The 12,361-nt window shown below is 70.6% G+C and carries 15 protein-coding genes; 14 read left to right on the top strand and 1 reads right to left on the bottom strand.

What is annotated here, in order from left to right:
* Positions 1-78 precede the first annotated feature (78 nt).
* The 4 genes from OIU81_RS29720 (at position 79) to prcA (ending at position 2,507) form a co-directional block, all read left to right on the top strand.
* Positions 79-297, top strand: coding sequence for a ubiquitin-like protein Pup (locus OIU81_RS29720; protein ID WP_189101404.1), 219 nt, complete (start codon positions 79-81; stop codon positions 295-297).
* 192 nt (positions 298-489) lie between these two features.
* Positions 490-789, top strand: coding sequence for an endonuclease VII domain-containing protein (locus OIU81_RS29725; RefSeq protein ID WP_329331318.1), 300 nt, complete (start codon positions 490-492; stop codon positions 787-789).
* Complete coding sequence (gene prcB, locus OIU81_RS29730; protein ID WP_329152725.1) at positions 741-1,586, top strand: proteasome subunit beta; 846 nt, start codon at positions 741-743, stop codon at positions 1,584-1,586. Before OIU81_RS29725 ends, prcB begins: the two co-directional genes overlap by 49 nt.
* A 66-nt stretch (positions 1,587-1,652) precedes the next feature.
* The gene (prcA, locus tag OIU81_RS29735; RefSeq protein ID WP_329152727.1) at positions 1,653-2,507 is read left to right on the top strand and encodes a proteasome subunit alpha; all 855 of its coding nucleotides are present in this window, start codon (positions 1,653-1,655) and stop codon (positions 2,505-2,507) included.
* Positions 2,508-2,551: 44 nt separating this feature from the next.
* On the opposite strand, the gene OIU81_RS29740 is transcribed toward prcA, so the two are convergent.
* Entirely contained in the window at positions 2,552-3,712 is a 1,161-nt protein-coding gene (locus OIU81_RS29740; RefSeq protein ID WP_443074069.1) for a LacI family DNA-binding transcriptional regulator, read from the bottom strand.
* 120 nt (positions 3,713-3,832) lie between these two features.
* On the opposite strand from OIU81_RS29740, the gene OIU81_RS29745 reads away from it, so the two are divergent.
* From OIU81_RS29745 to tatC, 10 genes are all read left to right on the top strand, one after another.
* Entirely contained in the window at positions 3,833-5,092 is a 1,260-nt protein-coding gene (locus tag OIU81_RS29745; protein ID WP_329152729.1) for an MFS transporter, read from the top strand.
* Between the two features lie 9 nt (positions 5,093-5,101).
* Positions 5,102-6,463, top strand: a complete 1,362-nt coding sequence (gene pafA, locus OIU81_RS29750; protein WP_329152731.1) for a Pup--protein ligase — start codon at positions 5,102-5,104, stop codon at positions 6,461-6,463.
* A 137-nt stretch (positions 6,464-6,600) separates the two neighbouring features.
* Complete coding sequence (locus tag OIU81_RS29755) at positions 6,601-7,590, top strand: FKBP-type peptidyl-prolyl cis-trans isomerase (protein ID WP_329152733.1); 990 nt, start codon at positions 6,601-6,603, stop codon at positions 7,588-7,590.
* Between the two features lie 68 nt (positions 7,591-7,658).
* The gene (locus OIU81_RS29760; protein WP_329152735.1) at positions 7,659-8,033 is read left to right on the top strand and encodes an FKBP-type peptidyl-prolyl cis-trans isomerase; all 375 of its coding nucleotides are present in this window, start codon (positions 7,659-7,661) and stop codon (positions 8,031-8,033) included.
* A 139-nt stretch (positions 8,034-8,172) separates the two neighbouring features.
* A complete protein-coding gene (locus OIU81_RS29765; protein ID WP_329152737.1) occupies positions 8,173-9,141 on the top strand; it encodes a helix-turn-helix transcriptional regulator in 969 nt (322 codons plus the stop codon).
* A gap of 16 nt (positions 9,142-9,157) precedes the next feature.
* The gene (locus OIU81_RS29770; RefSeq protein ID WP_329152738.1) at positions 9,158-10,108 is read left to right on the top strand and encodes a helix-turn-helix transcriptional regulator; all 951 of its coding nucleotides are present in this window, start codon (positions 9,158-9,160) and stop codon (positions 10,106-10,108) included.
* Positions 10,109-10,148: 40 nt separating this feature from the next.
* On the top strand, positions 10,149-10,415 hold the full coding sequence (locus OIU81_RS29775) for a hypothetical protein (protein WP_329152740.1): 267 nt from the start codon (positions 10,149-10,151) through the stop codon (positions 10,413-10,415).
* A gap of 16 nt (positions 10,416-10,431) precedes the next feature.
* Positions 10,432-10,635, top strand: a complete 204-nt coding sequence (locus OIU81_RS29780; protein WP_329152742.1) for a hypothetical protein — start codon at positions 10,432-10,434, stop codon at positions 10,633-10,635.
* Positions 10,636-10,866: 231 nt separating this feature from the next.
* Positions 10,867-11,163, top strand: a complete 297-nt coding sequence (gene tatA, locus OIU81_RS29785) for a Sec-independent protein translocase subunit TatA (protein WP_189101385.1) — start codon at positions 10,867-10,869, stop codon at positions 11,161-11,163.
* A 63-nt stretch (positions 11,164-11,226) separates the two neighbouring features.
* On the top strand, positions 11,227-12,192 hold the full coding sequence (gene tatC / locus OIU81_RS29790; RefSeq protein WP_329152744.1) for a twin-arginine translocase subunit TatC: 966 nt from the start codon (positions 11,227-11,229) through the stop codon (positions 12,190-12,192).
* Positions 12,193-12,361: the final 169 nt, after the last annotated feature.

Genomic DNA, 12,361 nt, shown 5'->3' on the forward strand with positions numbered 1-12,361 from the left:
GGCCGATGTCGGACCCTGCTTGTAGGGTCGGATCTTGAAGGTCACATCGAGCGGGGCGAACCGAGCGGGGTGAGGGACATGGCGACCAAGGACAGCGGCGGCGGACAGGCCAAGGCCACGCGTTCCACCGAAGAGGTCGAGGAACAGACCGAGGACGCGCAGGCCACGGACGACCTCAAGGAACGCCAGGAGAAGTTGAGCGACGACGTGGACTCGGTACTGGACGAGATCGACGATGTCCTCGAGGAGAACGCAGAGGATTTCGTGCGCTCCTTCGTACAAAAGGGCGGGCAGTAGGCCTAAATTCCCTTAGGATCGAAGGCTTTCGAGCGGCGGGGGCTTCGAGTGCCAGAAGAACAAGGTGTGAAGCGCTGTCCGCGGTGCGAGCAGGACAAGCCGCGGACAGCCTCCGCAAGGAATAAGGCGATGCGTGATGGGCTGCAGGTCTATCGCCGGGGGTGCGCGTCCGCGTACCACCAGCCTCGTCGGGTGGCCAAGGGGCGCGCAGGTCACCTGAAGCGCCACTACGGCATGAGCGAAGCTGAGCGCGAGGCGCTCATCAGGGAGCAGCGCTGGATGTGCCCGATCTGCCTGGATGCCGACCCCGTACATGTGGATCACGATCACGAGACGGGTAGGGTCCGAGGCGTACTGTGCTTCAGCTGTAACGCAGCCTTGGGTCAATTCAAGGATCGGCCGGACGTCTTGAGGCGGGCGGCCGAGTATCTGGAAGGAAACGTGTGGAAGCCAACACTCGAAGCATCGGGCGTCTACCAGCTGCCTTCCTGACGCCTGGCTCCTCGTCGTTCATGGACTTTCTCGGTGCGCACTCGCCCGATCTGCTGCCGGGCAGCCGCCCGTTGCCGCCGGTGCAGGGTGCCATCGAGGCGCCGCACGGCACGACGATCGTGGCCGCGGCGTTCCCGGGGGGCGTGGTGCTCGCCGGCGACCGGCGGGCGACGATGGGCAATGTCATCGCGCAGCGGGATATCGAGAAGGTTTTCCCGGCCGACGAGTATTCGGCGGTCGGTATCGCGGGCACGGCGGGTCTCGCGGTGGAGATGGTGAAGCTCTTCCAGCTGGAGCTGGAGCACTTCGAGAAGGTCGAGGGCGCCCAACTCTCCCTGGAGGGCAAGGCGAACCGTCTGTCGACGATGATTCGCAGCAACCTCGGCATGGCCATGCAGGGCCTGGCCGTGGTGCCGTTGTTCGCCGGCTACGACCTCGACCGCGAGAAGGGCCGTATCTTCTCGTACGACGTGACCGGCGGGCGCTCGGAGGAGCACGGTTTCGCGGCGACGGGTTCCGGCTCGGTGTTCGCCCGCAGTGCCCTCAAGAAGCTCTTCAGGGAAGACTTCACGGAGGATCAGGCGGCCACGGCCGTCGTCCAGGCGCTCTACGACGCCGCGGACGACGACTCGGCGACGGGCGGGCCCGATATGGCGCGGCGGATCTACCCCATCGTCACGGTGATCACCGAGGGCGGCTTCCGCAGGCTGGCCGAGACGGAGGTCGCGGAGATCGCCCGTGCCGTGTACGAGCGCCGCCTGGAACAGCCCGACGGCCCGCGCGCGGCGCTGCTCTGACGGGACGGATGGTCCGCTATGCATTCGCCAGTGAGAGAGCTTTTGACAGGAAGGGACGGATAGCCGGTGTCGACGCCGTTCTATGTCTCACCCCAGCAGGCCATGGCCGACCGCGCCGAGTACGCCCGCAAGGGCATCGCGCGTGGGCGCAGCGTCGTGGTGCTGCAGTACATCGACGGCGTGGTCTTCGTCGCCGAGAATCCCTCCCGCGCCCTGCACAAGGTCAGCGAGATCTACGACCGGATCGCCTTCGCGGCGGTCGGCAAATACAACGAGTTCGAGAATCTGCGGATCGGCGGCGTGCGCTACGCGGATCTGCGGGGCTATACGTACGACCGTGAGGACGTGACCGCACGGGGCCTGGCGAATGTCTACGCCCAGACGCTCGGCACGATCTTCTCCAGCGCCGCCGAGAAGCCGTATGAGGTCGAGCTGATCGTGGCCGAGGTGGGCAGTGCCCCCGAGGACGACCAGATCTACCGGCTGCCGCACGACGGCTCGATCGTGGACGAGCACGGTTCGGTGGCGGTGGGCGGCAACGCCGACCAGATCAGCAGCTATCTCGACCAGCGCCACCGCGACGGTATGACGCTGGCCGAGGCGCTCAAGCTGGCGGTGGAGTCACTGTCGCGGGACAACAACGGCGGTGAGCGCACCCTGACCGCCGAGCAGCTGGAGGTCGCGACGCTGGACCGTACGCGACCGCAGCAGCGCAAGTTCAAGCGGATCCTGGGACGGCAGCTCTCGCGGCTGCTGGACGAGCACGCCGCCGAGGAGGCCGCAGGCGCCGGCGACGCAGCCGACGCGGAGGCGGACGCGGGCGCCGGTGCCGGGGAGTCCGGGGCGTCCGACAAGGGCGCCAAGGGCAAGAAGACCGGCGGCAAGGACGACTCCGAGGGGGAGTCCGGCCCGCTGCTCTGAGACACGGTGTCCGGGCCGCATCCCGGATCGCGCGCCCCGGTGGGTCATCCCCCGCCGGGGCGCGCGGCGTTGCCGGGGGCGTCCGCGGGCGGGGCGGTGGAGCCCCGGGTGACCAGTTCCACCGGCAGGGCGGGGGCCGGCGCCGGGCGACCGTCGAGCACCGCCATCAGGGCCCGCATCCCGGCCTCGCCGAACTCCTCGGCGGGCAGCCGTACGGTCGTCAGCTCCGGCTCGACGGCGACCGCCAGGGCCAGATCGTCGAATCCGGTCACGGAGACGTCTTCGGGGATCCGCAGCCCGAGCCGGCGCACGGCCTTGCAGGCGCCCGCGGCGATGATGTCGTCGTCGCAGAGCAGGGCCGTGGGGCGGGGGCCGGGGCCGGTCAGGGCGGCGTGTGCGGCCCGCAGCCCGGCGTCGATGTCCAGGGTGGCCGGCTCGCGCCGCAGCTGTGCCCCCGGGACGTCGTGGAGGGCGTCGGTGAGGGCGCGGGAGCGGACCTCGAAGGTCCAGGAGCGCACCTCGGCCGCGAGATGGGTGATGTGGCGGTGCCCGAAGGCGACCAGATGGGTGGTCAGCTGCCGTACGCCGTCGGCGATGTCGAGGTTGACGGTGGCGGTGGCCCGGTGGTCGTCGGGGTCGCTGTCCAGCATGACCAGTGGCAGGCCGGCGTCGCGGAGGGTGGTGAGGGCGTCGGCGGCCATGGAGGAGGCGATCACGCCGTCGAGGGCCGCCGCGGCGGAGTCGAAGGGGTCGCGGGCGGGGCCGATGCCCTCAGGGGAAGGGTAGAGGACCACGCCGAAGCCGTGGTCGGCGGCTACCCGGGCCGCGCCGGTGTAGACGCGGGCGAAGAATTCCGTGGTCAGGGCGGGGACGACGAGGAGCGCGGTGCGGGTGCGGCCCATGCGCAGGCTGCGGGCGGCGAGATTGGGGCGGTAGCCCAGTGCGCGGGCGGCGTCGCGGACGGCCTCGGCCTTGCCGGGGGAGACCCTGCCGTGCCACTTGTCGCCCAGAACGAGGGAGACCGCGGCCTGGGACACGCCGGCGAGGCGGGCGACGTCCCGGCTGGTGGTGCGGGCGGTGGCCGGGCTGCCGGGGTGCGCGGCGCCGGCCGCTCCGGTGTGGGGGGCTTCCCCCGCTCGAGCGGATTCGTGAGCTGGGGGAATGGTGCCTGCACCGGGGGGCGTGGGGGCCTCGTTGCTGGTCACCGGCTGTTTCGCTCCTTGTGTTCGGCCGCCGCGGGTGGACCGCGGCGTGCCGTCATGATACGTATAACCCCGGAAGTTATACGTATCATGTCCGGTCCGGCCGGACCGAAGGGGGCGGGGATGGCCGCGGGATATGCGGAGCTGCTCAGAACCCGGCATGCGGCCCGGCTCCTGGCGGGGACGCTGGCCGGCCGGCTGCCGAACGCCACCGCCGCGCTGGCGGTGGTCCTCTTCGTGCGGGCCGAGGGCGGCAGCTATGCCCTGGCCGGTGCGCTCTCCGCGGTCTACGGCCTGTGCAACGCCCTCGGCCAGCCGCTTCTCGGCCGGGCGGTGGACCTCTGGGGCCAGCCACGGGTGATGCTGCCCGCCTCGGTCGTCTCGGCGCTCGGCGCCGCACTGCTCACGGCCGTCGGCCTGGACGTGCGGTGGCTCGCCTACGCCGCCATGGTGATCGCCGGCTTCTTCACCCCGCCCCTGGAGGGCGGTCTGCGGGCGCTGTGGCCCGGCGTCCTGCGTCGCGCGGACCGGGTGCATGCCGCCTACGCGCTGGACGCGGTCGCGCAGGAAGTCATGTTCGCGGTGGGCCCGTTGCTGGTGACGCTGTGCGTGGCGGTCTGGTCGGCGGGGGGCGCGCTGCTGGTGATCAACCTGATCGGGGTGCTCGGTGCGCTCTCCGTCGTGGTCTCCGAGCCCTCCCGGCAGTGGCGCAGCGGCCCGCGCGAGGCGCACTGGCTGGGGGCGCTGCGCTCCAAGGGGCTGCTGGTGCTGATCGGGGCGTTCTTCTTCGTGGGGCTGGCGCTGGGGTCGATCGCGGTCGCGTCGGTCGCGTACGCCGATGAGCACGGCGGCGGCATGATCTCCAGCTGGCTGCTCTCCGCGCTGGGCGTCGGTGCGCTGGTCGGCGGGGTGGTCTACGGCGCCCGCGAGTGGCCCGGGCGGCCGGAGGGGCGGCTGCGGCTGCTGATCGGCATGCTTGCGCTGGGGTATCTGCCGCTGGTGCTGGTGCCGGGCGTCGTCGGGATGACGCTGCTGACGGCGGTCGCCGGGGTCTTCCTGGCGCCGGCGCTGGCCTGCGCGTTCGTGGTCGTGGACCGGCATGCGCCCAAGGGCACCGTGACGGAGGCGTTTTCGTGGCTGGTGACGACGTTCGGGGTCGGATCGGCGATGGGTGCCTCGGTGGTGGGGCCGGCGGTCGAGCGCGGTGGCGCGGTGGCGGGTTTCGCGGTGGCCGCGGCCGGCGGGCTCGCCGCGGTGCTGGTCCTTTTGTCGACGAAGCGATTCCTCGGGGATCCCGTCCAGCCCACAGCTGATACGCGCACGACGGAAAATGATCGAAACGGGGCCGTCGAACCCGGTTTCAGAGCAGGCCGTCAGGCGTAATGTTCAGTCATGGACCGCCGCATTTTCGGGCTGGAGAACGAGTACGGCGTCACGTGCACGTTCAGGGGACAGCGCCGACTGTCGCCTGACGAAGTGGCGCGCTACCTCTTCCGCCGTGTCGTGTCATGGGGCCGCAGCAGCAATGTCTTCCTGCGGAACGGCGCCCGCCTGTACTTGGACGTGGGTTCGCACCCGGAATACGCAACTCCTGAGTGCGACAACGTGACCGAGCTGGTCACGCACGACAAGGCCGGCGAGCGCATTCTCGAGGGCCTGCTCGTCGACGCCGAGCGCCGCCTGCATGAGGAGGGAATCGCGGGCGACGTCTATCTGTTCAAGAACAACACCGATTCGGCGGGTAACTCCTACGGCTGTCACGAGAATTATCTCGTCGCCCGTCATGGTGAGTTCTCCCGGCTCGCGGACATCCTCATTCCGTTCCTGGTCACCCGTCAGCTGCTGTGCGGCGCGGGCAAGGTGCTGCAGACCCCCAGGGGCGCCGTCTACTGCGTCAGCCAGCGCGCGGAGCACATCTGGGAGGGCGTCTCCTCGGCGACCACGCGGTCCCGGCCGATCATCAACACGCGCGACGAACCGCATGCGGACGCCGAGCGCTACCGGCGGCTGCATGTCATCGTCGGCGACTCCAACATGTCCGAGACGACCATGATGCTGAAGGTCGGTGCCACCGATCTCGTGCTGCGCATGATCGAGGCGGGCACGGTGATGCGCGATCTGACGCTGGAGAACCCGATCCGGGCCATCCGTGAGGTCAGTCACGACATCACGGGGCAGCGCAAGGTGCGGCTGGCCAGCGGGCGCGAGGCCTCGGCGCTGGAGGTCCAGCAGGAGTACTACGACAAGGCCGTGGACTTCTGCGACCGCCGCGGCATCCGTACGGGCATCGTCGAGCAGGTGCTGGAGCTGTGGGGCCGCACGCTGGAGGCGATCCGGGACCAGGAGCTGGACCGCATCTCGACCGAGATCGACTGGGTGATGAAACATCAGCTCATCGAGCGGTATCGGACAAAGAACAACATCACCATGTCCCACCCACGAGTGGCGCAGATAGACCTCGCGTATCACGACATCCACCGCCGCCGGGGGCTCTACTACCTCCTGGAGCGGAAGGGTCAGGCCGCGCGGATCTGCAACGACCTGAAGATCTTCGAGGGTAAGTCGGTGCCCCCGCAGACCACCCGCGCGCGGCTGCGCGGCGACTTCATCCGCCGTGCCCAGGAGCAACGCCGTGATTTCACGGTCGACTGGGTGCATCTCAAGCTCAATGACCAGGCGCAGCGCACGGTCCTGTGCAAGGACCCCTTCCGGTCCGTCGATGACCGGGTGGAGAAGCTGATCGCCGGAATGTGACCCGCGGGGAATGCGGAGGTGTGCCGGGAGCCGTGCGGCTCCCGGCACATTGCTTTGTTGTGCCGGGAAGCGTCCGGCGGCACAGGTCGTAGAGTGGCGGGCATTGCCCACTCACCCCACGAGCCCGAGTTGGACTGATGAACCTCACGAAGAACACCTGTCGCGCCGCCGCAGCAGCGCTGACCGTGCCCGTCCTGCTGTTCACCGCCGCCTGCGGGTCCGACGACGGCAAGAGCTCGGCGGGCGGCGCGGTCGCCAAGGTCGACGGCAAGGCAGGGGCGCAGCCCAAGATCACGGTGCCCAAGGGCGCCAAACCGGCCGACAAGGTCGTCACCAAGACCCTCAGCGAGGGCAAGGGCGCCACCGTCAACAAGGGCGACCTGGTCCGGCTGGACTACTCGGGACAGTCGATGAAGGGCCAGAACCTCGGCAGCAGCTGGACGCCGCAGCCCGGCGCCAAGCCCGGTGGCCCGCGTCCCCAGATCGTCACCGAGATCAACGACCAGGTCCAGCAGCAGCAGCTGCCGCCGAAGGTGCTGGCCGCGGTCGCCGGGCAGAAGGTCGGCAGCCGCGTCGAGGTCGAGGGCACCGCCAAGGCGCTGATCGGTGCGGGCCTGAACCCGAAGATCGGCATCAAGCCGACCGACGGCCTGGTGTGGGTCCTCGATGTCGTCGGGGCCAAGAAGGTCGACAAGAAGGCGAAGGCCGAGGGCAAGCAGGCGGCTCCGGAGAGCGGGATGCCCGAGGTGACGGCCGAGGACGCGAAGGCCGCGAAGATCACCGTGCCCAAGGGGGAGAAGGCGCCCAAGGACCTCAAGCAGCAGGTCCTGATCAAGGGCAAGGGCCCCGAGGTGAAGGCCGGCCAGGGCCTGATCGCGCAGTACACCGGTGTGAAGTGGGAGGACGGCAAGAAGTTCGACTCCTCCTGGGACCACGGTGGCGCGACCGCGTTCCAGATCGGCGCCGGCCAGGTCGTCCCGGGCTGGGACAAGGCGCTGGTGGGCAAGCACGTCGGTGACCGGGTCGAGATCGTGATTCCGCCGAAGCTGGCCTACGGCGGGAACCCGCAGAGCGGGCTGGACAAGAACACCCTGGTCTTCTCGGTCGACATCGTCGGCACGGTCTGACAGCGGCACCGGCAAGATCTGCAAGACTGGCCCGGTAATCGTAAAGATTCGTAAGTAGGAGCACATCCGTGAGCATCGACAAGCCCGAGATCGACTTTCCTGAGGGCCCGGCTCCCACCGAGCTCGAGATCGTGGACCTGACGGAGGGCGATGGGCCGGTCGCCAAGGCCGGGGACACCGTCTCCGTCCACTACGTCGGCGTGTCCTTCAGCACCGGCGAGGAGTTCGACGCGAGCTGGAACCGCGGCAAGCCGCTGCAGTTCCAGCTGGGCGCCGGCCAGGTCATCGCCGGCTGGGACCAGGGCGTGCAGGGCATGAAGGTCGGCGGCCGCCGCCGGCTGACCATCCCGTCGCACCTCGCCTACGGCGACCGTGGCGCCGGCGGCGGCCGGATCGCCCCGGGTGAGACGCTGATCTTCGTCTGCGACCTGGTCTCCGTCTGAGGCCACTGCCGGTCGCCCCGCGGGGCCACGGCTGACGCACCCCAGGGCCCGTGCCGCGATGGCACGGGCTCTCGGCTTTTGCCCTGACCACCCCGAGCGGTACGGTCAACGATCGGGAGTTCAACGAGAAAGGGCGTCGATGGCCATTGCCAAGGCCGAGCGGCTGATGAACCTGGCGCTGTGCCTGCTGGGGACGCGACGCCCGCTGACCAAGCGTGAGCTCAGGTCGTCCATCGAGGCCTATATCGAGGCCGGCAACGACGATTCGTTCAACCGCATGTTCGAGCGGGACAAGGACGATCTGCGCGAGCTCGGCCTCGTCATCGAAACCGTCGAGGGCATCGAGGGCGATATCGGCTACCTCGCCCGGCGCGACAGCAACCGCCTGCCCCCGATCACGCTGGACGCCGCGGAGGCCGCCGCCCTCGGGCTCGCCGCGAAGATCTGGCAGCAGGCCCGGCTGGCCGGCGCCGCCTCCGGCGCGCTGCAGAAGCTGCGCGCGGCAGGGATGCCGCTGGCCGGCGAGGGCGCGGACTACGACGCCGGGCAGCCGCACAGCGCGCTGGAGCCGCGGATCCCCGCCCACGAGGCCGCGTTCGAGCCGCTGATGCTGGCCTGCCGCGACCGCCGGCCGGTCGTCTTCGACTACCGCAAGTCCACCGCGGCCCACCCCGAGCAGCGGCAGGTCGAACCCTGGATCCTGGAGTGCTGGCGGGGGCACTGGTACGTCGCCGGCTGGGACCGCGAGCGCGCGGCGGAGCGGGTCTTCCGGCTCTCCCGCATCACCGGCAAGGTCCGTTCCCGGCAAGGGAAGTTCACCGCTCCGGTGCCCGATCACGTCACGGTCCGCGAGACCGTCGAGAGCTGGGCCGGGGAGACCGCCACCGGCACCGCCCGCATCAAGCTCCGTGCCGAGCACGGCTATCCGCTGCGCGCCCGGGCGCTCACCGTCCAGGCGCTGGGCGACGGCTGGGACGAGCTGGAGATCCCCAGCGGCCACGGACTCGACGCCTGGCTCGTGGAGTTCGGGCCCGACGTGGTCGTACTGGAACCCGCGGAACTGCGCGCCGAGGTCATCGACCGGCTGCGTGCCGTGGCCAAGGGCTGAGAGGGATACGAGACCCATGGCGACGAACGCGATCGACCAGACCCGCCGGATGCTGTCCCTGGTGACCTATCTGCGCGAGCGCCCCGGCGCCCGCGTCGGGGACGTCGCCCGCGCCTTCGGCATCACCGAGGACGAGCTGATCGCCGACCTCGACGTCCTGCCGATGTGCGGGACGAGCTTCCGCGGCGGCGACCTCCTGGACATCGACACCGACGGCGACCGCATCTGGTGGCACAACCCCGACGACGTCGCCGAGCCGCTGCGGCTGGCCGCCGACGAGGCGACCGCGCTGCTGGTCGCGGCCCGTGCGGTGGCCACCCTGCCCGGACTGCGCGAGGGCGACCGCCAGGCGCTGCTGCGCGCCACCGCCAAGCTGGAGGCGGCGGCCGGGGAGGCGGCCGGCGCCAGCTCCCGGCTCTCGGTGACCTTCGAGTCCGAGGGCGGGGTCTTCGCCGACGTCGACCGCGCCATCGCCGAGCGGCGCCGGCTGTGGCTGCGCTACTACTCACCGGCGCGCGACGAGCTGACCGAGCGCGAGGTCGACCCGATCCGGCTGTTCGCCGTCGGTCACACCTATATGGAGGCGTGGTGCCGGCTCTCGGAGGCCCGCCGCACCTTCCGGCTCGACCGGGTCGCCGAGATCAAGCTGCTGGACGCGCCGTCCGACCCGCCGCCGGTCGAGCTGCGTGATCTGTCGGAGGGCCTGGTGCAGCCCGCGGCCGAGGACCCCGAGGTCTGCATCGAGGTCGGACCCGGCGGCCGCTGGGTCGCCGAGTACTACCCGCACGACAGCGCCGAGGAGCTTCCCGACGGCGGTCTGCGGATCACCCTGCGCACCCCCGACCCGGCCTCGCTGCGGCGGCTGGCGCTGCGGCTGGGCCGGGACGGCCGGATCGTGACGCCGCAGGCGCTCGCGGACAGCGCACGGCAGGCCGCCGACCAGGCACTCGCGGCATACGGCGAGTGAGCCCCGCACCGCCGCGGGGAGAAGGAGGAGGCAGCGAGGGATGACGAAGACGAAGACGAAGACGGCCGCCGGCCTGGTGGGCCTGGCCGCCCCGGTGCTCTTCAAGGCCGCCTGCCCGGACTGCCGGGGCCGCTTCGAGCTCGCCTCCGACGCCTTCCGGCTGGCGATCGGCGCCAGCAGCCGCACCACCTTCTACTCCTTCACCTGTCCCGACTGCCGGCGCGCGGTGCGCAAACCGGCCGGCGAGCGGATCATCGAGCTGCTCACCGGCGGCGGGGTCCGCACGCTGCGGCTGCACACGGGCTGACCGGTAGGCTCGCCGCATGCTCTGGCCCATGATCGCAATCGCCCTCGGCTTCGCCGGGATCGCCGTGCTCGGCGTCCTGGCCGTCCGCGTCTTCGCCGAGGTGCGGCGGCTGGCCCGTCAGGTCGGGGCGACCTCCGAGCGGATCCAGCGGGCCGCCGAGGACCTGGAGCGGGCGGCGACACCGCTCGCCTCCCGGATGTCCGAGGCCGGCCGGGACTGACCGCGGGCGGCGAGACGTCGCCGCAGACGGCGGTGCCCTGCTGCCCCGGCGGCCGGAGGGGTACGCTGATTCGCGGTGCGTACAGAGCGGCGGTCGAGGCAATCGGGACGACGTGCGGGCATTGCCCGGCGTTCACCACCGAACGTTACGATCGAGTGAGCACCAGGACGCCAGTCCGACCCATCGGCAGGCACCACAGCAGACGCCGCCCCGGCGAGAAGGTAGTCGCACATGCTCAGCAACCTGAGGCCCTCCGAGATCATTCTGATCCTCGTCGTTATTGTGCTGCTGTTCGGCGCGAAGAAGCTTCCGGACATGGCGCGTTCGCTCGGCAAGTCGGCCCGCATTCTCAAGAGCGAGGCCAAGGCCATGAAGAAGGAGGGCGAGACCGAGGGCGGTGCCGGTGCCGGCTCGTCCGAGGCCTCCGACGGTGCCCAGCAGGCTCCTCGTACGATCCAGGCGGCTCCCGGTGATGTGAACAGCTCGCGCCCCGTGGCCGAGCCGCAGCACACCACCAAGCAGAGCTGACCCGAACCGATCCCGTCGGCCGGTCCGGCCGGCAAGGGCTGATGCACGAGACGAGGACGTGGGTTGCCCAAGTCTGCCCGCAAGCAGGAGAAGGACCCCGAGGGGCGGATGCCCCTCGCCGCGCATCTGCGTGAGCTGCGCAACCGGCTGCTGAAGTCGGTGCTCGCCGTCTGCGTGATCACCGCGGTGGCGATGTGGCAGTACGACGCGATCGCCCACTTCATCACGGGGCCGGTGATCGACGCGGTCGGCTGCCCCCACAACACCGCGGCCGCCGGACCGCGCAGCCACCCGTGTGCGGAGGTCACCGCCAACGGTCTGCTGGCGCCCTTCACCATCCTGCTCAAGCTGTCCCTCACGGTGGGCGTCGTCGGCGCCAGCCCGATCTGGCTCTACCAGCTCTGGGCCTTCCTCGCGCCGGGCCTGCACCGGCACGAGAAGAAGTACGCGCTGAGCTTCGTCGCCGCCGGCGTCCCGCTCTTCCTCGGCGGCGCCTACCTCGCCTACGCGGTGCTGCCGACCACCGCGGGCGCCCTGGTCGGGCTGACCCCCGACGACTGGGCCAACCTCTTCCCGGCCGACGAGTTCTTCGACATCGTCACGCGCATGGTCGTGGTCTTCGGCCTCGCCTTCGAACTCCCGCTGCTCCTGGTGCTGCTCAACTTCGGCGGTGTGGTCACCGGCCGCCGGATCATGAGCTGGTGGCGGTTCATGGTGCTGGGCATCACGATCTTCTCGGCCATCGCCACCCCGACCGGTGACCCGCTGACCATGAGTCTGCTGGCCGCGCCGATCGTGGTGCTGTACTTCGGTGCCGCCGGCATCTGCCTGTTCAACGACCGTCGCCGCAAGCGGGGCAACCCGGACGCCGGACTGGACGATGACGAGGCCTCGGAGCTGGATCTGACGCCGTCCTCGCTCGGGGAGATCGAGCCGGTCTCCTCCGGGCGGATGCTGCCCGAACAGGCCGGCGGCGACCGGTCCGATGACGGGCCGCGGCGCCCCGGCGGCTACGACGACGTGACCTGACCCGATGTGACCCGATATGACCGGGGGTAGCCTGGCGTGACGGACCGTGACCCGGTGTGAGTCGGGGCGGACCGGCCGGGTCCCCGACGGCCCCCGTGCGCAGCGCGCCGGGGGCCGTCGGCGTTCCGGGCGGCCGGACGCGCCGCACGGAGCGGCCGGCTGACCGGCG

Origin of the sequence: Streptomyces sp. NBC_01454, from assembly GCF_036227565.1 — a bacterium.
GTDB lineage: Bacteria > Actinomycetota > Actinomycetes > Streptomycetales > Streptomycetaceae > Streptomyces.